This window comes from Pseudomonas sp. AM14(2022) (assembly GCF_036346455.1).
Taxonomy (GTDB): domain Bacteria; phylum Pseudomonadota; class Gammaproteobacteria; order Pseudomonadales; family Pseudomonadaceae; genus Aquipseudomonas; species Aquipseudomonas putida_A.
The window spans coordinates 494,840-520,353 of the sequence record NZ_JAOTNY010000002.1; the positions used below are offsets into that span (position 1 = coordinate 494,840).

A 25,514-nucleotide genomic window follows, 5' to 3' on the forward strand; every position below is an offset into this window, starting at 1 on the left:
TCAAACCTGCTCGGCCGGCTCGGTTTGCCGGTCGCGCAGGCTGCGCAAGGTCGCGCGTAGCTCGGCCGGGCGTACCGGTTTGGACAGGATGGCAATTTGGCGGTCGTGCAAGGCCGCCTGTATTTTCTCGATGTCATGCCCGGTGATGATCATCGCCGGCACCGCAAAACCACGCTGGCGCCGCACCTCGTCAATGCACTCGATGCCCGTGGAATGTGGACCCAGATCGTAATCGGCGACGATGATGTCGCAATCGGTGACCAGCCCCTGCCCGCTCAATTCGCCTTGCACCACGCAGCCCCAGCGCTCGAGCAGCGCCGAGGTCGCCAGCAAGACGTTGCGATCATCCTCCACCAGACACACCTTCAGCCCGGTCAACAGGCCGGCCTGCCGCACATCGTCACGCATGACCGGCAACTGCGGCGCCACGGCCACCGGCAAGCCATACAGGGAGACCGCTGTGCCGCGCCCAAGCTGCGAGCGCAAGGCCACATCGACGCCGATCAACTGCCCCAGACGCTTGACGATCGACAGCCCGAGGCCGACGCCTTCCACGTCCTTGTCACGCACCTGACGCACTCGATAAAACTCCTCGAAGACCTTCGGCAGATGCTCCTCGGCAATGCCGTTGCCACGGTCATAAATCACGATGGCCAGCCCGTTGCCACGCTTGCGCACGCCGATCAGTACCGGGCGTTGCGCGCCGTATTTGAAGCAATTGGAAAGCACGTTCTGCACCATGGTCGCGAGCAACGCCGGATCGCTCTGCACCCAGTGCTGGCACGGACGCAGGCGCAATTCCACACCGGCCCAGCGTGCCGCCTCGGCGTTCTGGCGGATCAGGTCGGCCAGCCACTCGCCGAGATTGAACACCTGCAGCCTCGGCAGAATGCGCCCGTTGTCGAGGGTGTAGAGGTCAAGAATCGAACGGAACAACTGCGAGACGTTGAGCAACGAACGGTCGATGTTGTCGACCAGTTGCCGCTCCTGCTCGCCCAGACGCGATTCACGCAGGCACGCCGTGAACAGACCGATGGAGTGAATCGGTTGGCGCAGATCATGGCTGGCCTGGGCGAGAAACCGCGACTTTTCCAGATTGGCCGCGACCGCCTCTTCGGAGGCCTTGCGCGTGCGCTCCAGCAGCAAGTGCGCGTAGAACGGAATCACGGTGCTGGTGAGCATCAACATCAGCACCATGTACGGCTGCGCCTGCCACACCGGCGTCAACCGATAGACCGCCAGCAACGCCAGCAGCGCCAACCCGGTGGCAATCGCCAGATAGCGCGAGCCGTAGCGCATGCCGTTGCCCAGGTTGACCCAGATGATCACCGCGTACAGCGGCAACGCCGCTTCACCGCCGAGCACCAGGCCGAAACAGGTGCCGGTGTAATCGTGGATCATCGCGAATATTCGTCGCGCCGGGTAATGCCCCGGCCAGCGCGCGATGGCCTGGCGCAGGACAATCGACGCCAGCAGAAACAGCGTGATGTAGACCACCACCGGCAGATAGACATCGAAGCGCTGACCCGGCAATACACCGAGCACGCAGATGTAAACCATGGCAATGCTGGCGATGATGATCCGCAGATTGGCCTGATCCAGCTCGGTGTTTTTCTCGAACTTCATGGGCAACGTCCTTGTGCGACAGTCGTCAGATTCAGCAGCGGCCGGCAGGCAATCTGCGTACGCGGTGCTAAGGTGCATGCCGTAAACCACGCTGATCCAGGGAGGGTCACGTCATGACATGCCGCATCATCATAGCCGACGATCACCCGTTGTTTCGCGAAGCCATGCGGCGCACCGTGCAGCGCCTGTTGCCCGAGGCGACTATCGAGGAGGCCGGCGACCTCGACGCCGTGCTGGCCTTGCTGCCCGACGGCAGCGAGCCGGACACACTGATTCTCGACCTGCGCTTCCCCGGCCTGACCTGCATCAGCCAACTCGCCGAACTGCGCCGAAAACTGCCGCGCACCACGCTGATCGTGGTGTCGATGGTCGACGACGAGGCATTGATCGGCGAAGTGATGGCGGCCGGCATCGACGGTTTCATCGGCAAGAACATTGTCCCGGATGAGATCGGCGAGGCGATTCTGGCGATCCGCGAAGGCGAAGTGCTGGTCAGGTTCGCGCCTTCCGGGCTGCTGCCGCTGGAGACCGGCACCGCCCTCACCCCGCGTCAGCAGGATGTGTTACGGCTGATCGCCCAAGGCAAGACCAACAAGGAAATCGCCCGGGAACTGGATATCTCGCCGTTCACCGTGCGCATCCATGTGTCGTCGTTGCTGCGCACGCTCAATGTGCCGTCGCGGGCAGCCGCTGCGGTGAAGTATTCGGGAGGCAGCGGCGCAATTTAAATGAACCCTGCGCGTTTGGACTCACCTAACTGAAAGACCATCAGGAGGTAGCCCATGCAAATTGAACCCGTCTGGATCGTACTCGCCGTCGTTCTTGTGATCGTTGAATTGTGGGCGATCAACCGCGTGCGCAAGAGCGCAGGCAAAGGCAGCAACAAAGGCGTGTGGATTATCGCCATCGTGTTCGTGCCGTTGTTTGGCCTGATTGCCTGGGCACTGGCCGGCCCGAAACACGTGACTCAGGACTGAAGGATTCTTGCGCTGTAATGCCCTGCGCGGTTAATTGTGGGAGCGAGCCTGCTCGCGATGGCTGACCGCCGGGCATCACTGCATTATGGATCAACCTGCGCCATCAGCTCCGGCACCGATTCCGGCCGCTTGGCATAACGCTGCGCCAGCACCGCACAGACCATCAGCTGAATCTGATGGAACAGCATCAGCGGCAGAATCAACACGCCGATGGTGCTGCCGGCAAACAACACCTGCGCCATCGGCACGCCGGTGGCCAGACTCTTCTTCGAACCGCAGAACAAAATGGTGATGCGGTCTTCCTGGCTGAAACCGAACGCCTTGCCCAGCAAGGTCGACGCCAACAGCACCAGCCCCAGCAGGATGCAGCAGACCACCACCAGCCCCAGCAGATCCACTACCGGAATCTGATGCCAGATACCTTCGTTGACCGCCTCGCTGAACGCGCCGTACACCACCAGCAGAATCGAGCCCTGATCGACAAACTTCAGCCAGTTCTTGTTGCGCCCGACCCACGCGCCGATCCAGCGCCGAGCGATCTGCCCGGCAATGAACGGCAGCAGCAGTTGTACGCTGATCTTCAGGATCGCATCCAGGGTCGAACCGCCGTCGCCGTGCACGTTCAGCAGCAGCGTCACCAGCAACGGCGTGAGGAAGATCCCGAACAGGCTCGACGCCGCTGCACTGCAGATCGCCGCCGGGATATTGCCTCGGGCCAGGGAGGTGAAGGCAATTGCCGACTGCACGGTGGCCGGCAACGCGCAGAGATACAGCATGCCCATGTACAGCTTGTCGCCAATCAGTGGTGACAGCAGCGGTTTCAGCGCCAGGCCGAGGATCGGGAACAGCACAAAGGTCAGGCCGAACACCAACAGGTGCAGGCGCCAGTGGCCGGCACCGGCGATGATCGATTCACGCGACAGTTTCGCGCCGTGGAGGAAAAACAGCAGCGCGATGGCGATATTGGTCAGCCAGCCGAACCCGACCGCGACCTGACCGCTGGCCGGCAGAAAACTGGCCAGTAGCACGACGCCGATCAGGGTCAGGGTGAAGTTGTCGGGCAGGAATTTTGGGCGAGTCATGGGCTTGTTCATCCGGGGGTTGCCAGTACGTGACTGCGACTCTAACGTGAGCAGAAATTACCGACTAACGCCGAAGAGCAAACAGATGCCGCCTAAAGGACATGAGAAAAGCTTCCGACGCAGCATTCCCGGGCTGCCCAGCCTGCCCCGTGCGCTGTATGGGCGCACCGAATCGCTGCCCAATCGCGCACTGACTCGGCGTCACAGCCACCCGTGGGTGCAATTGTCGTACGCGATTCAGGGCGTGCTCGAAGTGCAGACCAGCGCCGGGCGTTTCGTCGCGCCACCCGAGCGCGCGGTGTGGATTCCAGCGGGCGTCCCGCACCGAGTGTTCAGCTCGCCGCACACCGAAATGCGCAGCCTGTACATCGATTGCAGCGTGGCCGGCTGGGCGCTTGAACGTTGTCATGTGCTGGGCGTCAGCGACCTGCTGCGCGAACTGATCCGCGCGTTCAGTCTGGTCCCGGTGGAATACGACGAGAGCGGCGCGCATGGCCGCCTGGCCCAGGTGATCCTCGATCAACTGGCTGAGGCGCCGCAGATCGACCTGATGCTGCCACTGCCCCAGGACAGCCGTCTGCGACAGATCTATCAAAGTCTGGAGCAACATCCGGAACAGCAGACCACACTGCAGCACTGGAGCGAAAAATTCGGCGTCACCGAAAAAACCCTCAGCCGCCTGTTTTTACGCGACACCGGCCTGACCTTCCGCGCCTGGCGCCAGCGCTTGCGTCTGCTGGGCGCGCTGACCCCGCTGGAACGCGGCGAACGCGTCACCGACGTGGCTCTGGCCTGCGGTTATGACTCGACCTCGGCGTTCATCGCGGCCTTCCGGCAACAGTTTGGCGAGACACCGGGGGAATTTTTTCGTTGAGATTGTCGATATTTATCGAATTAGCACATGCCATTCGGCAAAGTTCAGGGTAGAGTTTCGTCTATACGCAATTATCTACACGTTTCGACCATAACCATAATGACCCACCCCTTTAGCGAACCTGTCGGCGGTAACAGCATGATCGAAGTCACTGAAGTCTCCATTGCTCAATTACGCGCGGCGCTCGACGCCGGCCAGACCACCGCGGTTGAACTGGTGCAGGCCTATCTGGCCCGGATCGACGCCTATGACGGCCCGAACACGACCACTGCACTGAACGCCGTGGTCGTACGCAATCCCGAAGCACTGGCAGAGGCCCAGGCGTCCGACGCGCGCCGGGCCAAGGGCGAAACCCTCGGCCCGCTCGACGGCATCCCTTACACCGCCAAGGACAGCTATCTGGTCAAGGGTCTGACCGCCGCCTCCGGCAGCCCGGCCTTCGCCGATCTGGTGGCGCATCGCGACGCCTTCACAATCGAACGCTTGCGCGGCGCCGGGGCGATCTGCCTGGGCAAGACCAATATGCCGCCGATGGCCAATGGCGGCATGCAGCGTGGCGTCTATGGCCGGGCCGAAAGTCCGTACAACGCGGCCTACCTGACCGCGCCGTTTGCCTCCGGCTCGTCCAACGGTGCCGGCACCGCCACTGCCGCGAGTTTTTCGGCGTTCGGCCTGGCGGAAGAAACCTGGTCGAGCGGTCGCGGCCCGGCGTCGAACAATGGTTTGTGCGCCTATACGCCGTCGCGCGGGGTGATTTCGGTGCGTGGCAACTGGCCGCTGACGCCGACCATGGACGTGGTCGTGCCATACGCCCGCACCATGGCCGATCTGCTTGAGGTGCTCGACGTGGTGGTTGCTGAAGACCCCGACACCCGTGGCGATCTGTGGCGCCTGCAGCCGTGGGTACCGATCCCGAGCGTCGATTCGGTGCGCCCGGCTTCCTACGCCGAGCTGGCGGTAAAGTCCGATGCACTGGCCGGTAAACGCCTCGGTGTACCGAAGATGTACATCAACGCCGACCCCGAAGCCGGCACCAGCGAAGCCCCAGGCATCGGCGGCCCGACCGGGCAGCGCATCAACACTCGTGCGTCAGTGATCGACCTGTGGAAACAGGCCCGCGCTGCTCTGGAAGCGGCCGGCGCCGAAGTCATCGAAGTGGATTTCCCGCTGGTTTCCAACTGCGAAGGCGACCGCCCCGGCGCGCCGACCGTGTTCAATCGCGGCATCGTTTCCAAGGAATTCCTCCACCACGAACTGTGGGATCTGTCGGCCTGGGCCTTCGACGATTTCCTGCGCGCCAACGGCGATCCGAAGCTCAATCGCCTGGCCGATGTCGACGGGCCGAAAATCTTCCCGCACGACCCGGGTACCCTGCCCAACCGTGAAGGCGATCTGGCCGCCGGCATGGACGAATACGTGCGCATGGCCGAGCGCGGGATCACTCCGTGGGACCAGATCCCGACGCTGCCCGATGGCCTGCGCGGTCTGGAAAAGACCCGCAAGCTCGACCTCGAAGACTGGATGGACACACTGAAACTCGACGCTGTGCTGTTCCCCACCAACGCCGACGTTGGCCCGGCAGATGCCGATATCAATCCGGAATCGGCAGACATCGCCTGGAGCAATGGCATCTGGGTCGCCAACGGCAATCTGGCGATCCGGCATCTCGGTGTGCCGACTGTCACTGTGCCGATGGGGATCATGGCCGACATCGGCATGCCGGTTGGTCTGACTTTCGCCGGTCGTGCTTACGATGACTCGAATCTGTTGCGTCTGGCCTCGGCGTTTGAGGCTACCGGATCGAAGCGTCAGGTGCCGCCGCGCACTCCGGCGCTGACTGCCGCCAAGTAAGCGAACACGGACGGGATTGAGGCCGCAAAAGGTCTCAATTCCCGTCGCCGCTATTCCCCCTCCCTGATCGCGACACTTCGCTTTTCCCGAACTGTTGCTCAGAAATAAGCGATTTTTCTTGCAACCAAAATCGCCGCTAGCATGGCCCTGCCTGACCCTAATTCAATAAAAGCCAGGGAGCCAGCCATGCCAACCACCAACATCAATATCGGCGAACCATGGATGTGGGGCGCGTTTATCGTCTTCGTCCTCGCCATGCTTGCACTGGACCTGTTCGTCTTCGGCGGACGCAAGGCACACCGCGTTTCAGTGCGGGAAGCGTCCTGTTGGGTGATCGCCTGGTGCGCACTGGCCTTGGCCTTCGCCGGGTTGCTCTGGTGGTACTTGAACGGCGAGTTCGGCGCCGAAATTGCCCAGCGCAAGACGCTGGAATTCCTCACCGGTTATTTGATCGAGCAGTCACTGTCGATCGACAACATGTTCGTCTTCGTGATGATCTTCAGCTACTTCGCCGTGCCACCGGAATTGCAGCGCCGGGTGCTGCTGTACGGCGTACTCGGGGCGATCGTGATGCGCGCGGCAATGATCTTCGCCGGTGTATGGCTGGTGTCGCAGTTCGAGTGGCTGCTGTATGCCTTCGGGGTGTTCCTGATCATCACCGGGATCAAGATGCTGATGTTCGCCGAGCAGCAACCGGACCTCGACAAAAACCCGCTGCTGCGCTGGGTGCGCGGGCACATGCGGATCACCCAGGGCTTTCACGGCGAGCGCTTTTTCGTGCTGCAGAACGGCGTGCGCTGGGCCACGCCGATGTTCCTCGTGCTGGTGCTGATCGAGGCCAGCGACCTGATGTTTGCAGTCGATAGCATCCCGGCGATCTTCGCGGTCACCACCGATCCGTTCATCGTGTTCACCTCGAACATCTTCGCGATCATGGGCCTGCGGGCGTTGTACTTCCTGCTGGCAGACATGGCAGACCGCTTTCATTTGCTCAAGTACGGACTGGCAGTTGTGCTGGTGTTCATCGGCGGCAAGATGACGCTGATGCCTTGGTTTCACATGCCGGTGGAATGGTCACTGGCGGTGGTCGGCGGGGTGATTCTGGGGTCGGTGGTGTTGAGTCTGATCGTCACTCGCAAGGAAAACCTCCAACGCACCGAATGACACAACATCTGCAGGAGTGAGCGTGCTCGCGATGGCGGCGTGAGATTCAATGGAAATGTCGGCTGAGCGGACGCCTTCGCGGACAAGCCCGCTCCCACAGTGGATTGGCAGTGAATGAAAGATCTGCGACTCGCCGAGATCCAGGGTGGGAGTGGGCTTGCTCACGAAGGGGCCGGTGCATCCAGCATCAATGTCGGCTGACACGACGCATCGCGAGCAGGCTCACTCCTACAGGTGACCGCGGCGTTACTTGTCGGACTTGATGCTGGTCCACACTCGCGTGCGTACGCGTTCGAGTTTTTGCGGCAGTGGCTGGACCACGTAGAGGGTTTTCAGGGCCTCAGGCGTTGGCGTCAGGTTCGGGTTGCCGGTGATGTCCTTGTTCACCAGCGGCATCGAATCCTTGTTCACGTTCGGGTAGCCGAGGAAATCACTGATCGGCGCAATGACTTTCGGATCGAGCAAGGTGTTGAGGAATTCATGCGCCTCTTCGACGTTCTTCGCGCTCTTCGGAATGGCGAAAGTATCAAACCAGATCGGCGCGCCCTCCTTCGGCAAACGCCAGTCAACCACCACACCGTTGCCCGCCTCTTTCGCGCGATTACCGAACTGGTAGAAGCTGCCGGAATAGCCGATGGCCACGCAGATGTCGCCATTGGCGATGTCGGTCATGTACTTGGCCGAGTTGAAGTAGGTCACGTACGGGCGAATCTTCAGCATCAGATCCTTGGCCTTTTCATAGTCGGCCGGGTTCTGGCTGTTCGGATCGAGACCGAGGTAATGCAGGGCCAGCGGCAGAATTTCCGACGGCGAATCGAGCATCGCCACGCCGCAGGATTTGAGCTTCTCCATGTTCTCCGGCTTGAACACCAGATCCCAGCTGTCGACCGGCGCGTTGTCGCCGAGGGCAGCCTTGACCTTGGCCGGGTTGAAACCGATCAGCACCGTGCCGTACATGTAGGGCACGCCGTACTGGTTACCGGGGTCGTTGGCGTCGAGCAACTTGAGCAGCGCCGGATCCTGATGACTCCAGTTCGGCAGTTTTGACTTGTCGAGTTTCTGGAACACCCCGGCCTTGATCTGAGTGTCGATGAACTGGTTCGACGGCACCACCAAGTCGTAGCCGGAGTTGCCGGTGAGCAACTTGGCCTCCAGCGATTCGTTGGTGTCGAAGGTGTCCCAGGTCACTTTGATGCCGGTCTTCGCGGCGAAATCCTTGGGCACCGACGGCAGAATGTAATCCGCCCAGTTGTACACCCGCAGTTCGCGCTGTTCGGCGTGCACCGCGCTGGCCAGCAGCGTCAGCCCACACACGGTGGCACCCAAAATGCGTTTCATCGTGACCATGGTTGTTTCCCCGGAATGCGACGTGAGATCGATGGTTTTTATGTTCTGTACACGGCAGCGGCTGTAAAGGTAGCCAAGGGCAAGGAAGGTTCAGCGTTTCGTTATGGCTTTGATTCTTGCCGACCGCGGGGCCGCGGCACAGTGGTTGACGGGCCAAAAGGGGATCGAAATGGCCAATTTGAATGTCCGCTGGAATGCACAAGGGCTAAGGAAACATCATTTGTGGCGAGGGAGCTTGCTCCCGCCGGGCCGCGCAGCGGACCTCGCTCTTCGATTTAGAAAAGCAGGGCCTGCTGCGCAGTCCAGCGGGAGCAAGCTCCCTCGCCACAGTTTATTGATGATTGGTCAGTCGGTATAACTCAACCGCGCCGCCCTGCTCTGCCGGGTCTGCCCACGTGTGGCGAGGCAGTAATACAACGGCACCGTCACCACTAGGCCGAACAGCCATGACAGATCGGCGCCGTCGACCAGATTGGCGTACGGCCCGACGTACAGCGACGTATTGGCGAACGGCAGTTGCACAATGATCCCGATGAAATAGGCAATGATCGCGTGCGGATTGAAGCGCCCGTAAATGCCGCCGTCCGCGCGAAAAATCGAGCCGATGTCATAGCTGCCACGCTTGATCAGGTAGAAGTCGATCAGGTTGATCGACGCCCACGGCACCAACACCAGCAGCAACGCCAGAATCAGCCCGATGAACTGCGAAATGAAATCCGCCGAGGCACCCAGCGCTACCACGCAGCAACCCGCCAGCACCACACTCGACAACAGCACACGCACCTTGATGCTCGGCGTCCACTGACTGGCAAACGTCTGGATCGAGGTGATGATCGACAGCACCGCGCCGTACAGATTCAGCGCGTTGTGGCTGATGATATTGAGCAGAAACAACACCATCAGAATCGGCCCCAGCCAGCCGGTGGACTGCTTGACCGCCGCCATCGCCTCGGTGCCTTCCGGGGTCGCCAGCACTGCCACGGCGCCAAAGCTGAACGACAGAATCGTCCCCAGCGTCGCCCCCAGATAAGTGGCCCAGAACGGTTTGGCGATGCCGATATCCGCCGGCAGGTAACGCGAATAATCGGACACGTACGGCGAGAAGCTGATCTGCCAGATGATCCCCAGCGACACCGTCGCCAGCCAGCCCGACAGGTTGAAGCTGCCGCGCGTCAGGAAGTCTGCCGGCAAGTCGTGGGCGAAGATGTAGATGAAACCGGCGAGCAGCGCGCTGCCCATCACCCAGGTGCCGATGCGGTTGAGCGTGTGGATGAAGTTGTAGCCGATCACGCCAATCGCCGTGGCCGCCAGTGCGCCGATCAGAATGCTCAGCGGCGCCGGTACCGACGGTGCGATGCCGACAATCGACTTACCGGCCAGCACGATGTTGGAAATGAAGAAACCGATGTAAATCAGCGCCGCAAAATACACGATCAGCAGTGCGCCGTAACGCCCGAACTGACCACGACTCTGAACCATTTGCGGAATGCCCATGCGCGGCCCCTGCGCCGAGGCCAGTGCGATCACCACGCCGCCGATCAGGTGCCCCAGCGCAATCGCCAGCAGCCCCCAAAGCAAGTCGAGATGGAACACCTGAACCACCATGGCGCCGGTGACGATGGGCAGTGGCGCGATGTTGGTGCTGAACCATAAGGTGAACAGGTCGCGGGCCTTCCCGTGGCGTTCCGCGAGTGGGACGTAGTCGACCGTGTGATTCTCGATCAACGGATCTTGCCGGGACATCTGGGACATATGCATGAACTCGAGTTTGTCTGTTCTTATCTTTGTATGAAGCCAAACCGGGGGAACTCTGGGTCGCCCCTCAGATGCAGACCATATTATGGTATTCCAAACATTTCACAAGACTGATACGTAGTTTGCGGCGCTATCTGATCCACCATCCTCACTGATACCGTGGCCTGCAGGCCAGCCGAAAGCCCAATAAACGCTGAGTTTCCGACGAAAGCACCACGTTTATCGGTTCAGCCTAAAAGCCCTTGCAAAGAAAAAATACTGGTATACCATCAGACCAACAAATACATAAAAATCGCGTCACAACACCCGAGGACCGTCCAATGATCGATGCTGCCATCTACAAACAAGTCATGGGCTCGTTTCCGTCCGGCGTCACTGTCATCACCACACTGGACGATGACGGCCAGATCGTCGGCCTCACCGCCAGCGCCTTCAGTTCACTGTCGATCGACCCGGCCCTGGTGCTGTTCTGCCCCAACTACAGCTCCGATTCTTATCCCGTGCTGATCAAGAACAAGCGATTCGCGATCCACGTCCTGTCCGGCGGCCAGCAAAGCGAAGCTTATGCCTTCGCCCGTAAAGGCAAGGACAAGGCGCAGGGCATCGAGTGGACGTTGAGCGAGCTGGGCAACCCGATCCTGGCCAACGCGACGGCTATCATCGAATGTGAGTTATGGCGCGAATACGAAGGTGGTGACCACGCGATCATGGTCGGCGCGGTGAAGAATCTGATCGTCCCGGAGCAGCACACCGGGCCGCTGGTGTATTGCCACGGCAAGATGGGCGCCCTGCCCGTTCTGGCCTGAGCAAAACTTCAACCCCACACAAATCCACTGTGGGAGGGGGCTTGCTCCCGAAGGCGATGTGTCAGCCACCAGAGATGTCGATTGACTCACCGCTTTCGGGAGCAAGCCCCTCCCACACAGTTTTGTAGCCTCAACAACAAAAGATCCGAGGAAGCGTCATGAAATTTTCCCTGTTCATCCACATGGAACGCTGGGACGAAAGCGTCAGCCACCGCCAACTGTTCGAAGACCTGACCGAACTGACCCTGATGGCCGAGGCCGGCGGTTTCAGCACCGTGTGGATCGGCGAACACCACGCGATGGAATACACCATCTCACCCAGCCCGATGCCGCTGCTGGCCTACCTCGCCGCCAAAACCACCACCATTCACCTCGGCGCCGGCACCATCATCGCGCCGTTCTGGCACCCACTGCGGGTGGCCGGTGAATGCGCATTGCTCGACGTGATCAGTAATGGACGCATGGAAGTCGGCCTGGCGCGTGGCGCCTATCAGGTCGAATTCGATCGCATGGCCGGCGGCATGCCCGCCTCCAGCGGCGGCCAGGCCCTGCGCGAGATGGTCCCGGTGGTCCGCGCCCTGTGGCAAGGCGACTACGCCCACGACGGCGACATCTGGAAATTCCCGACCTCGACCAGCGTGCCAAAACCGATTCAGAAACCGAACCCACCGATGTGGATCGCCGCCCGCGACCCGGATTCGCACAATTTCGCCGTGGCCAACGGTTGCAACGTGATGGTCACGCCGTTGATGAAAGGTGATGAAGAAGTTGTCGACCTGAAGAACAAGTTCCAGGCCGCCTTGGATAACAATCCAGATGTACCGCGTCCGCAATTGATGGTGCTGCGCCACACCCACGTGCATTCGGCTGACGACCCAGAAGGCTGGAAAGTCGGCGCTAAAGCGATCTCACGTTTTTACCGCACGTTTGATGCGTGGTTCGGCAACAAGGAGGTGCCAGTCAACGGCTTCCTCGCTCCGAGCCCGGAAGAGAAGTTCGCCGGGCGTCCGGAGTTTGAATTGGAGAGCCTGCACAAGACGGCGATGATTGGTACGCCGGAGGAAATTATTCCGCGGATCAAGTATTACCAGGAACTGGGGGTGGATGAGTTCAGTTTCTGGTGTGACAACAGTCTGCCGCATGAGGAGAAGAAGAAGTCGCTGGAGTTGTTTATCAGGGATGTGGTGCCGGCGTTTCGTTAAGTCATTGCTGACTGCCCGCCCCAAATAAAAAAAGCCCCGAGTAGTTCGGGGCTTTTCAGTTCAGCATGCAAATAATCTTCTGGGATATTCCACCGCCAAATTGAGTAGATTTGTGGGGATCCCTCAGGGTCTGTCCCCATTTATCACAGGTCCACCTTCATAGAAACAATTGAAACCCGGCCTAATAATTTCAATCACAAAAACACTTTCCTAACAGTGTCCATATCAGACTGGATGATCTCTAATTCTTTATCATCAACGCCGATCTCTATAAGACTCTCAACGCTGCACTTTTCGTACGTATCTGCCAAAACCTCCAACATATCAATCGCGTATTGACTTTCCCTTGACAGCCTTAGTCCACGACGAATGCCTTCCAAATAAATAGCAGTCTGAAGAACAGCGTTAGCGCCAGGAGCATCCTTTCGCATAAGACGCTCCAATTCATCTTGAGTATACGCAAACGCTTGTTCCGGACGAAAACCAAGCTCATCAATCGCGTAGCTGTAGTTCCCTGCAACCATAGCTCTAGCCTGACTAAACATACTATCGACTCGCATATTCAATTTTCCACTGTCAATACATTCAATTGAATTTTTGAGGGTTAACGGGGACAGACCACATTTTCGGAGTGCTTTCTAAACGTGGACTGTCCCCATTTACCTTTATTGCATTACCTATTGCCCTAAGTAGATAGAACAACACCGGCGCGAGGCCGGTGCAATTCAAATCACTTTTACAGCAAACATCAATATAGGTTATGCAATCGAGGCTAGGCAAAATGTCTAAACATCAAGTTATGGATATATGCCGAGCCGCTCAAGCTCAGAGAAAAAATACTCCATACCTTCCCGCACGCTATCTGTATCTTTCCTTATTACAACATTATTACTTGTCGACATATTTAAAACAAAAGTATAAACATTACTCTCTCTTTCACCATCCACCTTAAAGATGAAAAACCCCTTATTTTTCATCGCCACCAACTCTAGTATTTGAATAAACTCCTCTAGCCCGACGCTATTCATACTTGGCGAACCGAAACGGGCTGCATACTTTTCAGAAAGCTCATAGAAAGACATTAATCCAGCCCTCTTAATGCTTTTGAAATATCTTGGACATTAGTCAGTTCCCCTGTCGCAACTTTATCCACCACATTCCAAATAATTTGTTTTGGCGGGCCATCCACGCCGTTTCTTATAATCAACTGCTCAACCACCTCGACGGCAGTCCGCTTGTTCCCATTATCAAACAGATGCCCGCCAGCAATATCCCTGATCATTGAGCCAACCTTATTATAAAAACCATCATAATTGGCAGCATTTGCAATAGCCGTATCAACTTCTCTAAATGAAACCGAACCGCCAAACTGTGAATTTATAGCAGTGATGTCGTCTGCACTTAAGCCGACCTTGAAACCACCAAGGCCTGTTCCACTTGGAAGGTTTGACCCTGAACTTAAGCCACTGGTAGCTAGATCATCCACCTTTCCGACAGTGCCACCAGTTACTTTGACACCACCTGCGCCATCAATAATTGCTTCTGCACCCCCCACTGCTTTGGAGGCCGTAAGGACTGGGAGAATCGCACCCGCGATGGCACCACCATCTCCTAACGCATCAAGAAAAAGTTTACCCCATTGCCCTTGCAGCAGGTATTGCGACTTTTGAGTTTCTCCGGCTGTTTCTCGCAAACACGAGATAGTGCCACAGCTCAGGTTCGCCATTTTTACGCTGACTAAAGTGAAAGCCTTACAGAAATCCGACTGACAATTCAGCAGCAATTTCTCTCCCAGGGTCTTGCTGGCCTGGTCAAATTGAGCCTGCTCAGCCTCATTGAAACCATTCTGGCTATCGGCTATAGGCTTCCACTTGTTCAGCTCATTTTCCTGACATTGCACATCCTTCCCGCACGCCTCTACCAATTGCTTGGAAATGGCCTCTTTCTGCGCATGGGTCAAGTAGTTATTAGCTGTAGCCTGCTGTGCCACCCATCCTGCAACTTGTTGATCTTTATCGCTTCCTCCCGCTGCGGCAGCTACCGTCATGCCCAGCAGTTGAGAGGTCATGGCCAGTACTTGATCGTGCGCAGCACCCGGGAATATTTTCTCCCCGGCTAAGTCAATGAGTGCCTTGTTCGCGCCGGCAGCCAATGCGGAGGTTGCAAAGTCTCCACCGGCAGCTTCACCGATCAATCCACCGACAATCGCATGCACGGCGACTTTGGTTGGTAAACCACTGCCAAGAAGGCTATCACCGACTTTTTCGTAAATGGCACCGCTCAAGGCATCTGCCGCCAGGCCGATTACCGCCTGACTCAAGTTGTCTTTGAACTTCCCACCGTTGACAACAGTTTTCAGTGCCGAATTAACCGCCAATCGAACACCAATAGCCTGACCCGCAATGCCACCACTAACCCCAGCCGCTACATAATTTTTCAGACTGTCGGTTGAAGTGACATCCTTGATAACTGCTCCCAGATTCCCTCCATTATTGATCGTACTGATCACTGCGCCACTGGCAGCAGACGTCAACACAGCAGTTGCAGCAATATTCGCCCAACCGGCGGCAGTCGCAGTGCCTGCAAGCGAAGTTCCTGCAGCCGCCATGGCGGTTCCCGACCCTGCCGTCGCTCCAGCCGCCGTACCTACAGCGGCACTTGCTGCACCCGCAGTCAATGCGGTCACGATGATGATGATCGCCAACATCGCACCCTGACCAAGTCCAGAGTGGCTGTACTTGAAGCTCTCATGAGCCTCCTGCACCTTGCGCCAATCGACATCTCCGCGTTGCTCGGCGTCCTTCAACCAAGCTAACTGCGGATTAGCCTGCACCATTGTCTCAATGGTCTGGCTCACCGTTTTCTGGTCGATTTGCCTGATATCAATCTTCAGTCCATCGACCGCTCTGATCACCAGATTCCCTTCCGCGGTCAATTCACTTTGTCGCAAGGTTTCGTCGGTGTGCCCCTTACCCTTCATGGAGTTCCAGGACAGGCTGCTACTGCTTTTTTCGTGACTTTCCTGCTTGAGGTCCTTTACCCCTTCAAAGGTCACGGAACCACCGCTTTGCACCATCAGGTTGTTACCGCTATCAAGCTTCGCCACTTGATAGCGCTGATCACCACCACTGACCAAAATCAGGTCTCCACCTGTGGTGATTTCAGTGCCGACATGAGTGACGCTAGTGACTTCGTCGCGCTTGGTTTTTTTGCTGCCGAAGCTGCCCTTTTTCTTCATGTCATACAACGAGTAATCCGTGTCCTGCGCGGCAAGGATATCGATACGGTCCCCGGCCACCAGATAAGCCTCATCCCCTGAGGTGATGCGGCTGGAGATCACCGCAAGATTCTGGCCCGCAGCCAACGCCACATCACCGCCTGCGGTAATACCGGACATGACCTGGCTGACGTGATCTTCCTGACGGGTAACTTTCTTATTCTTGGATAAAGAATGTTCTTCATCAGCAGCCGAACTAACAGTCAGGTTTTCCGTGGCTGACATCGCAAGGTCACGCTTGGCGTCGATCTGACTGGCGATGACTGTGAGATCACGACTCGCATCAGCCTTGAAGTCACGCCCAGCATCAATGTCAGCGCCCAATTGGGTGATGTCGCTGCTGTTGTGCCGATCGTCATGGAACACGCTGTTGGTGACTTGCACCGAGGACACGTTAATGTCGCGCCCCGCATTCAGAACCATGTCCTGGCCGCTTTTCATCACGCCGCCGGTGATGTTGATGTCGTTGGCCGCTTTGACGGTCAGGTCATTGGCCGCTTCGATCCGTGCGGCGTTGTCGGCGTAGTCATGATGCTGGGTGCCGAATCGGGTGCTGTTGTCGGACGAGGTGATGGTCCGTTCGTTGATCACATCCCCGGTGCGAGTGGTCAGGTTCACATCGCGCCCGGTGATGATCCCGCCGGACTTGTTGACGATATTATTGGTCGCCAACAGATCAAGTCGATTGCCCGCCTCAATCACGCCACTGTTGACCAGATCCTTACCCGCCGTCGCCGACAGATTATTCGTCGCCTTCAACGTCCCGACGTTATCCAGGTTTGCACCGGTAATCAGCGTCACATCATTACCGGCAATCAGCGCCCCGGTAGGACCCAGACGACCATTGGCCTGCGCCAGATAAACCACCGGCACCAGCACTTTTTCGCCGTTCACTTCGTGCTCTTCGAGCCAGACGATGTCGTGCGTCAGCGCGGCAACTTGCTGCGAGGTGAGGCCGACGCCTACCGACAGATTGAGGGCGTCCTTGCTGGCGATGGCGTTGTTCATCAGGTACTTGAACATGCCCTCGTTGGAGGTCTGGCCATCAATGAATGCCTGGCCAGTGCGGGCGGTCACGGCTTGCTGGATCAGGCGTTGCTCGTAGAGGCCGTCGCCGAGACGCTTGGCGCTCTGGTCGGGGTCGTAGCCGAGTTTTTCCAGCAGGTAGTCGGAGCTCATGAACGACTTGAGGTCGGTCAGCACCGGGTTGGTTTCGATCAGGTATTTGTGCGCGCTGGACGGCGCCTTGGTGTCTGGCAGACCGGTGACACGGGTCACCGGACGGGTGTCGATCGACTCCTTGGCGTCGTTGCCGCGGTCTTTCATGCCCGGGCCGGCGGCGTTCACCGGCACGTTGACGTCGACCGTGCTGGCCACGGCCTGAACGACGCTCGGGGTGCGGTGGAACGTATCCACTGCGCGCGTGCTGTCGGAGACCGCAGGCGGCGCGTCAATGAAAAGGTTACGCGGGCCACCGCTGCTGCCAGCCACGACGTGAGCTTCCGTGGCGACGGTTTGCCCGCCCACGGTCCAGGTCGGCGCCGGGCCGGTCGCGGCGACTGGCGCGGTATCAGCGGCGCCCTGGCCGCTCAGGCGGAACAGACCGTTTTCCCCGGTTGGCAGGGAAAAGCCTGGCAGGGACAGCGGGTTGACCTGCTGCTGGGCGAGGTCCGGCGGCAGTTGGCTGTTGATCCGGATGACGGTGGTGCCGGTGTTGCCGACGTTGGTGTTACCAACTTTGTTGGTGCCTCCCGCCGAACCGTAGTCCTGGTGGATAACGCTGTTTTCCAGTTCCTTGGCAGCCGTGATCGAAACGTTACCACCCGCCTGGATGACTGCATTGCGGCCAGTGTTGGTGCTCGCGGCACCGGTGCTGTCCACAGCGACCTCATTGACAGACTCCGCTTTGTACTGGGTCAACTGGCCGGGCAGTTCAACCAGATTGTTCGGGTCATACAGGGAGGGAGTTGTGGTTTCAAAGCCGTAATTCAGGCCTGGTATCGCGTTGCCCCATCCACGCAGCTTACTGACGACCGCGCCGGTTTCGCTGTCCTTGAGTGTTACAACGTCAAACCACTCGCCGTCGCGCCCCCCTTCTCTGATACGCGTGGACTTGGGAACGGCCTTACGTATGCTGCCTCCCGCTCCGATGTAATAAACAAACGGAAAATCAGGGTTATTGCGCTGGTTGTAAGGCGTCACGACACTGTCAAAGAACCGCTTGGTACCACCGTCGGTCATGCTGAGTATGTAAGTACTTGTGCGTTCGATGGTGCCGCTTTTCGCCCCGATGTTTTTGAGACTGTCAGCGGTGATATTGATATTGCCGCCAGCAGCGACGGTGCTTTTGCTATTGAGAAACGTACCTCCCTGGAAAACAAAATCCTTACCGACATTGAGCACTGCCGAGGCGCTGCTATCAGTGTCCGTACTTTGATAAAACTCTTTGGCCATCAGCGTGAAGACATAATTGTCACCCTGGCAGTCATTGCAAATATTGGCGATATAACCCGAGATCAATTTGCGATCGCCGGACATTACCGCGCCTTCGGTACGGTTCTCGAAAACATCGGCGTTGATCTCGAACCCGCCACCGCTCTCCATCGAACCGGAGATGTTGTAGACCCCAGCAGCCCGCGCGGCGCCGCCGTAACCCTTGATGGTCACATTCCCCAACCCGTAGAAATCACCGTTCTGGTTGGTCAGATTACCCACACTGAGCGTCATGTCGTTGCCGCTGAAAATCAGCCCGCGATCATTGAGCAACGAAGGCGTGTTGATGTTCAGGTTCTGCGCCGCCCCGAGGGTGCCGTAGTTGGTCAAGCTACCGGCATTGACGGTCAGGTCTTCGCCGGAAGTGATGCGCCCGGCGTTGACGAGGGCCCCGCCCACACTGATGGTCGAGGTCGTACCCGCGGCGAAGCTGCCGTTCGCGCCGATGTTCATCTGTGCAGCAGAGAGGTAAGTCCCGCGCTGGCTCGACAGTCGGCCATTGCCGCTGTAGCCGCCGCTCAACTGCATATCGATAAGGCCATCACTGGCGATCAAGCCGTCGTTGGTCCAGTTGCCGCCCCGCAGCTGTAATACATCCGAGGCGAGCAACTTGCCGTTGGCACTCTGGCTGAATTGCCGGACATTGACGTTCAAGGTTCCGGCCTGAATCACGCTGGAGTTGTTCCAGGTATCAGCATTGAGTTCCAGCAACCCACCAGTGGTGATGCTGCCACCCGCACCGATCACATTGGCCGTGGAAATTTCGAACTTGCCGCGGCCGACGTGGTTGAGTTGCCCGCCGTCATTGAGGAAGCTGCCGACGTTGATGGTCATGTCGGTGTTGGCGGTTTCCAGTACACCGTTGCGGTTGTCGAGTTGGCCGCCGATCTGGAAGTCGGTCTTGCCCCAGTTGCCCAGCGAACGCAGACGACCATTCTGGTTGTTGACACTGGCCGCCCTGACGGCGAGTTGCGTGTTGCTTTCAATGACACCCGCAACGTTGCTCAGTGCGCCGCTGAGGCCGAAGTCGATACGCTCACCGGCAATCTGCCCGGCACCGTTGTCCAGATTGGTGCCGCTGACGCTCACCAGACCTTTGGCATAAAGCACACCGTTGCGGTTATCGAATCCGGCCGTGGTGATGTTCGCGTCTGTCGCTTGCGCGGAGATGCGTCCGCCGTTGTTGTCCAGCCCGGCCAGTGCCGACAGCTTCAGACCCTGTGCCTGAATGATGCCGCCCTGACGGTTGTTGTTGAGGTCGTAGCCATTGCGCAGCACACCTACCGTGCGCGCTTCGAGCGCGCCTTTGATGCTGGACAGAGTCCCGCCACGGTTATCGATATTGGCGGCGTTGATGCTCACATCACCGTTTTGTGCGATGACCTTGCCGCTCTGGTTGTCGAGGTCGCCGCTGACATCCAGGGTCAGGCCGTTTTCGCTTTGCAGCGCACCCTTGCCGTTGTTCAGGCTCGCCGCCTTCAGTTGCAGCGCGGAGTTCTGGCTGTAGATCAAACCATCAGCGTTGTTGCGCACTGCGCCGCTGGCGGTGATCTGTAGCAGATCATTGGCGGCGATGGTGCCCTTGTTGCTGTTGTCCAGCGTGCCGGTCGACAGGTTCAGATTCTTCTGGCTGGCGATCTGGCCGTTCTGGTTGCTCAGATCAGTCACGCCCTTGATCAGCACGGGGCCCGCGCCAGCCAGTCGGCCACCGTTGTTGTTGAGGTCGCCGCTGAGGTTGAGGGTGATCGCGTCGTTGCTGGCGATCTGGCCGACACTGTTGTCCAGTCGCGAAACCGTGGCGGTGATCGCTTGCTGCGCATTGATCGCGCCGCTGACGTTGGTCAGCGCCATGCTCAGCAGATCCAGCGCACCGTCGCTGGCGATCAAGCCGCCCTGACTGTTATTGAGCGCGCCGCTTAGCGTGAGCGTCTGCCCTGCTCCGCTGCTCAAAATACCTTTGTTGCTGTTATCGAGGCCGCCGGCCTTGACGGTCAGGCTGCCCTCGGCGACCAGCGCACCGGCACCGCTGTTGAGCAATGTGTCTTTGAGCTCGACCGCGACATCGCCGAGCTTGCTCGAGAGTGTGCCGCTGTCGCGGTTGTCGAGGCTGTCGCCGCTGACGCTCAACCCCTGCCAACCGGACAACAAGCCCTTCTGATTGGTCAGTGTGGTGCCACGCAGCAAGAGTTTTTCGCCGCTGATCAACTTGCCGGCGTTGTTATTCACGGCACGAGCGATGACGTCAAAACTCAGGTTGCTGGAGATCTCACCGCGCTGGTTGTTCAGGTCGCGCAGACGCTTGAGGGTCAGCGGGCCTTTGGCGGTGAGCAGGCCGCTCTGGTTGTCGAGGTCGCCATTGGCCAGGTCCAGCGTGATGGCTTGGTCGCCCAACAGGCGGCCGCCGTTCTGGGTCAACGAAGTCAGGGTCAGATCGATGTCACCCGCGGCGGAGACTTCACCGCCATTACTGGAGTCCAGACTGGTCGCGGTCAGCGTCAGATTGCCCTTGCTGTTGATCAAACCACTGTCACGGTTGTTCAGCGCCATCGCATTGAGCGTGACCGCGCTGACACCCAGTAGCATGCCGCTCTGGTTGTTCAGATCGGCACTGCCGATGTTCAGCGCCTGCGCAGCACTGATCAGGCCGCTGGCATCGTTGCGCAACAGGCCATCGACCGTAAGTTCAAGATCGCCACGGCTGACCAGGCTGCCACCGCTGTTGTTCAGGCTGCCCGCCCGCACATCGATCGACGCCGCGCCGATCAGGCCCTTGACGTTGTCCAGCGCATTGGCGATGCGCAGGGTCAGGCCCTGATTGCTCAGGAGTTTGCCGTTGCTGTTGTCCAGGCTTTGCGCGGTCAAGGTGAACGCTTCAGTGCTGGAGATCGTGCCGCCCTGGTTGTTGACGCCGTTGAGTTGCTTGAGCAGCAGAGTGCCGGGCGCGCTGATCACGCCGTTGATGTTGTTCAACTGGCCGTGGTTCAGGTCCAGGCTCAGGCGCGTGTTGCTGAGCAGCTTGCCGCCCTGTTGATCGAAGCCTGTCACCGATGCGGTCAGTGCGCCCTGGCTGCCGATGCTGCCGGCATCGCTGTTGGTGACCTGGCCGGCGACGAGGTCGAGCGTGTCGGCGCTGCTCAGCGAACCGCTGCTGTTATCGAAATCACCGGTCGTGACCGTGACCGCGCCTTTGCCGCTGAGGGTGCCCTTCTGCCGGTTATCCAGGCCGGTACTTTTGAGCACGAGGGCGCCATCGGTGACGATCCTGCCTGCCTGGTTATCGATGTTGCCGCTGCTGTCGAGGGTCAGATCCGCCGCGCTGGACAGGCTGCCACCGGTATTGCTCAGTTGCGCAGTATTGACGGTCAGCGCGCCTTCGCTGCTGACTTTGCCGAGTTGGTTGGTGAAGTCGCCGCTGAGGTTCAGCAGCATGTCCTGCTGGCTGAGCAATTCACCGCCGCTGTTGTCCAGCGTACGACCTTGCAGCTTCAGCAGCGTGCCCGTGTCGATCAGGCCCTTGTTGCGGTTGAGCAACTGATCGACGGTGAGCGTCAGTGCGTTGCTGGTGAAGACCTTGCCGCCATCGCTGTTATCGAGTTTTTTACCGGTCAGCAGCAGATCGCTGTTGGTGGTGATTTCGCCGCCACGGTTGTCCAGCGCATCGACCGTCAGGGTCATGGCTTTGGTCGAACCGAGCAAGCCACCCTGGCGGTTGTCGAGGGTCTCGGCGCTCAGTTTGAGCATACCGGTGGCGATCAGTTTACCGTTCTGGTTGTTCAGGTTTTTGACCTGAACACTGGCATCGGACTTGCCGGCAATACTGCCCTGCTGGTTGACCAGCGTATCGGCGGTCAGCGCCAGTTCACCGTCGGCGATGAGAGTGCCGGACTGGTTGTTCAAGGTCTTGTCGGTGGTCAGCACCAGGGGGCCACGACTGCTGATCAAGCCATCCTGGTTCTCGAGGCTGACAGAATGGCTGTCGAGTGCCGCCGCAGAAATAACACCTTTGAGGTTATTCAAGACTTGAGCAATGCGCAGCGTCAGCCCTTGCTGGCTGATCAACTTGCCGTTGCTGTTATCCAGGTCATTGGCGGCGAGGGTGAATGCTTGCTGGCTGGAGATCTCGCCACTGTGGTTGTTCACGCCATTGAGGTTTTTCAGCAGCAGCGTGCCGGGCGCGTTAATCAAACCGTTCTGGTTGTTCAACTGACCGTTGTTCAGATCAAGGGTCAGGTCTGCCTTGCTGAACAGCTCGCCACCCTGCTGATCCAGCCCGGTGACCGATACGTTCAACGCTTGCTGGCTGGCAATCCGGCCAGTGGCGTTGTTGACCTGAGCGGCCTTGAGCGTCAGAGACGCTTCACTGGTGAGTTTGCCGCCCAGGCTGTTGTCGAAGTCGCCGGTATCGACATGACTGGCGCCTTTGGCGCTGATCAAACCTTTCTGGCTGTTATCGAGGCTGGCGCTGGTCAGGGTCAACGTGTTGTCGGTGCCGATCGAACCCGCCCGATTGAGTACCAGGCCACGGCTGGTTACCGACAAGACGCCGGCTGTGCTCAGGCTACCGGCACTGTTGTCGAATCGGCCGAGATTGGCCGTCAGCGTGCCCTCGCTGCTGATAGTGCCCTGCGCGTTGATCAAGGCATCGTCGAGGGTAATCACCAGACCGTTGAGACTGTTGAAGCGGCCGCCGCTGTTATCCAGGCTGCTACCAGTCAGCGTGGTTGCGCCCTTGGCGCTGATCAGGCCTTTATTCAGGTTGATCAGCTTCGCCACGGCGAGGCCCAGATCGGTGCCGGCCAGCAGCTTGCCGCCGTCGCTGTTGTCCAGGCGCTGGCCCTTGATGTTGAGCAGCAGACTGCTGGAGATTTCGCCGTTGCGGTTGTCGATGTCGTCGACTGTCAGGGTCAGCGCTTTTGTGGTGCCGACCAGACCGCCATTGCGGTTGTCGAGCGTCTTGCCGGTCAGGCTCAGATTGCCCTGAGCGACCAGCGCACCACCCTGCTGTTGCAGCAACCCGATGGCCGCAGTCAGATCACCTTGGCTGGAGATCCGACCTGCGGCGTTTTGCACTTCGCCCGCGTTGAGGCTGACCGGACCGACCGCACTGATGAGTCCGCCGCTGTTGTCCAGACGTGTACCGGCGTAAGCGATACCGGACTTGCCGGTGATCTGGCCCTTGTCGCGGTTGTCCAGGCGATCAACGTTGAGCGTCAGTTGCTGATCAGCCTGGATCACGCCTGTGCGGTTGTCTGCCGCATCGCTGCGCAGTGCCAGTGTGGTTTTGCCGATGACTTTGCCGTCGCGGTTGTCGAGGCTGCCGGTTTGCGCATCGATGGCGCCCTTGGCGGTGATCTCGCCTTTGTTGCGGTTGTCGAGTGCGCCGCGCAGACGCACGGTCAGGCTGCCGTCGCTGACGAGCATACCGCCATCGCGGTTATCCAGGCTGGCCGCCTGCAGACTCACCCACTGGCCGGAGCCGAGCACGCCATCACGGTTGTCCAGCGCGCCGCTGAGGTCGATATTCAGCCCCAGATCGCCGAGGATCTGACCGCTGCGGTTGTTCACCGTTGCCGCGTTGAGCCGGGTGACGCCGTTGCTGGAAAACTCGCCGTTGCTGTTGTCCATCTGACCGAAACTACCGGTCAGATTGCCCGAGCTATGGATCACCCCTTGAGTGTTGAATAGCTGATTGGCGGTGACGTTCAGCGTCGCGTTGCCGAGCACGCGTCCCGCATTGCGGTTGTCCAGTGTGCCCGCCATGATCGCCGTGGTTTGTCCGCTGAGCGTACCGCCCTGGTTGCTCAGGGTTTGCGCAGTGCTGACTGTCAGATTGCGGCCGGCGATGAGGCTTTTGCCAGTGTTGTCGAGGTTTTGCGCACTCAGGCTCAGATCACCGTTGGCGTTGCGCCCGCCGTCGGCGTTGACCCCGGCCTCGATGACTCCGGCGTTGGTCAGCTGACCACCGGCACTGAGGTTGATACTGTCGCGGGCAGCCAGGGTCTGGCGGTTGGTCAGATTGCCTTGGGTCTGCACGTTCAATGCCGTGCCGGCATACACCTGCCCGCGCGCATCGAGACTGGCCGCCTTGACGTTGACCGCACCGGTCGCCGAGGTATCAACCAGGCTCAATTGACCATTGGCATCAAGCTGAATATCGCCACCGCTGGCGATCAGTTTACCGTCGAGCTTCACGCCGACCCCGGCCTCGGTGCCAACCAGTTTGATCGCCCCGGCATACATCCCGCCGAGTGCCGAGGAGTCAATCGCCAGTTGCGGTTTGGCGCTGCCATCATCGGCGCGGGCCGTGACGTTCAAGGTCTGCGCGTTGACGTCGTTGCGCCCGGCAACAATCGTCAGGTTCTGCGCCTGGAGCTCAGCGTTGATCTTCGCGCTGCGGGTGATGATTTCGAAACGGTCAACGTTGTTGGCGTTGAGGCCGGCGCCTTCGATGGCGACGCTGCCCTGATCAACTTGAAAACGATCCAGCCGCCCCGCGCCATCCAGCACCGGTCTGCCGGTGGTCAGCGTGACCCGTGGCGAGTTGATGAAGCCGCAGCCATTACAGGTGATGCCATACGGGTTGGCGACGATCACCCGCGCTGACTGCCCCGCCACCTCGGTGTAACCGCGCAACTGGCTCGGGTTGCCGCTGATGACTTCGTTGAGAATGGCTTGCGCCGAACCGCTGTTTTTCAGGTTCGGGTTGCCGATGATGTGCCCGGCCAACTGGGTGTTCGAGGTTTGCGCCGAGCCGTTGTTGAGGATGACGCCCTGCGCGCCGACGTTGTAATCGTGGAACTGGTTATGCGACAGGCCGCTGCCGTTGGGCGTGGCGATGTTGATGATCGGCACGCCATTGCCGGCCCGGTCCAGCGCGGTGTTCGGGTTGGCCACGACAATGCCGTCGGCCTGCGCCCACATCGGTTGCCAGAACATGACGTTCGCCAGCAGGAACGCCAGCCCGCGCTTGGGCATGCCCAGAAACGACTCACGGTTTTTTACGGCCGCAGAAGGCTGGCCTGCAAGGAAGGCGAACTGACGAACATCCATGTCGATGGTC

General features: G+C 59.1%; 14 protein-coding genes. 7 read left to right on the forward strand and 7 right to left on the reverse strand.

Annotated features, from left to right (window positions below; translation table 11 throughout):
- On the reverse strand, positions 1-1,626 hold the full coding sequence (locus V3W27_RS05790; protein ID WP_183780404.1) for an ATP-binding response regulator: 1,626 nt from the start codon (positions 1,624-1,626) through the stop codon (positions 1-3).
- Positions 1,627-1,739: 113 nt separating this feature from the next.
- Here V3W27_RS05790 and V3W27_RS05795 point away from each other — a divergent pair, with 113 nt between their 5' ends.
- A complete protein-coding gene (locus V3W27_RS05795; RefSeq protein WP_330206153.1) occupies positions 1,740-2,354 on the forward strand; it encodes a response regulator transcription factor in 615 nt (204 codons plus the stop codon).
- A gap of 54 nt (positions 2,355-2,408) precedes the next feature.
- A complete protein-coding gene (locus V3W27_RS05800) occupies positions 2,409-2,603 on the forward strand; it encodes a PLD nuclease N-terminal domain-containing protein (RefSeq protein WP_027613057.1) in 195 nt (64 codons plus the stop codon).
- A gap of 83 nt (positions 2,604-2,686) precedes the next feature.
- Here the strand turns inward: V3W27_RS05800 and V3W27_RS05805 are convergent, their stop codons facing one another.
- Entirely contained in the window at positions 2,687-3,685 is a 999-nt protein-coding gene (locus V3W27_RS05805; protein ID WP_247268989.1) for a bile acid:sodium symporter family protein, read from the reverse strand.
- A gap of 85 nt (positions 3,686-3,770) precedes the next feature.
- Here V3W27_RS05805 and V3W27_RS05810 point away from each other — a divergent pair, with 85 nt between their 5' ends.
- From V3W27_RS05810 to V3W27_RS05820, 3 genes are all read left to right on the forward strand, one after another.
- Positions 3,771-4,559 (forward strand): AraC family transcriptional regulator, encoded by a 789-nt coding sequence (locus V3W27_RS05810; protein WP_285373838.1) that lies wholly within the window; start codon positions 3,771-3,773, stop codon positions 4,557-4,559.
- Positions 4,560-4,697: 138 nt separating this feature from the next.
- On the forward strand, positions 4,698-6,410 hold the full coding sequence (locus tag V3W27_RS05815; protein WP_330206154.1) for an amidase: 1,713 nt from the start codon (positions 4,698-4,700) through the stop codon (positions 6,408-6,410).
- A gap of 186 nt (positions 6,411-6,596) precedes the next feature.
- A complete protein-coding gene (locus tag V3W27_RS05820) occupies positions 6,597-7,574 on the forward strand; it encodes a TerC family protein (RefSeq protein ID WP_247268987.1) in 978 nt (325 codons plus the stop codon).
- Between the two features lie 246 nt (positions 7,575-7,820).
- On the opposite strand, the gene V3W27_RS05825 is transcribed toward V3W27_RS05820, so the two are convergent.
- Together V3W27_RS05825 and V3W27_RS05830 are read right to left on the reverse strand one after the other, a co-directional pair.
- Positions 7,821-8,921: a polyamine ABC transporter substrate-binding protein gene (locus V3W27_RS05825; RefSeq protein WP_047598364.1), complete on the reverse strand. Its 1,101-nt coding sequence runs from the start codon at positions 8,919-8,921 to the stop codon at positions 7,821-7,823.
- Positions 8,922-9,266: 345 nt separating this feature from the next.
- A complete protein-coding gene (locus tag V3W27_RS05830; RefSeq protein ID WP_330206155.1) occupies positions 9,267-10,673 on the reverse strand; it encodes a purine-cytosine permease family protein in 1,407 nt (468 codons plus the stop codon).
- A 323-nt stretch (positions 10,674-10,996) separates the two neighbouring features.
- Here V3W27_RS05830 and V3W27_RS05835 point away from each other — a divergent pair, with 323 nt between their 5' ends.
- Both V3W27_RS05835 and V3W27_RS05840 read left to right on the forward strand, forming a co-directional pair.
- Positions 10,997-11,482 (forward strand): flavin reductase family protein, encoded by a 486-nt coding sequence (locus V3W27_RS05835; RefSeq protein WP_086790921.1) that lies wholly within the window; start codon positions 10,997-10,999, stop codon positions 11,480-11,482.
- A gap of 158 nt (positions 11,483-11,640) precedes the next feature.
- Positions 11,641-12,684, forward strand: a complete 1,044-nt coding sequence (locus V3W27_RS05840) for an LLM class flavin-dependent oxidoreductase (RefSeq protein ID WP_330206156.1) — start codon at positions 11,641-11,643, stop codon at positions 12,682-12,684.
- A 194-nt stretch (positions 12,685-12,878) separates the two neighbouring features.
- On the opposite strand, the gene V3W27_RS05845 is transcribed toward V3W27_RS05840, so the two are convergent.
- The 3 genes from V3W27_RS05845 to V3W27_RS05855 all read right to left on the reverse strand — a co-directional run bounded on the left by V3W27_RS05845 (position 12,879) and on the right by V3W27_RS05855 (position 25,504).
- Complete coding sequence (locus V3W27_RS05845) at positions 12,879-13,244, reverse strand: hypothetical protein (protein WP_247268984.1); 366 nt, start codon at positions 13,242-13,244, stop codon at positions 12,879-12,881.
- Between the two features lie 237 nt (positions 13,245-13,481).
- A complete protein-coding gene (locus tag V3W27_RS05850; RefSeq protein ID WP_115984953.1) occupies positions 13,482-13,766 on the reverse strand; it encodes a hypothetical protein in 285 nt (94 codons plus the stop codon).
- A complete protein-coding gene (locus tag V3W27_RS05855; RefSeq protein WP_330206157.1) occupies positions 13,766-25,504 on the reverse strand; it encodes a two-partner secretion domain-containing protein in 11,739 nt (3,912 codons plus the stop codon). The genes V3W27_RS05850 and V3W27_RS05855 overlap by 1 nt, the downstream gene beginning before the upstream one ends.
- Positions 25,505-25,514 lie beyond the last annotated feature (10 nt).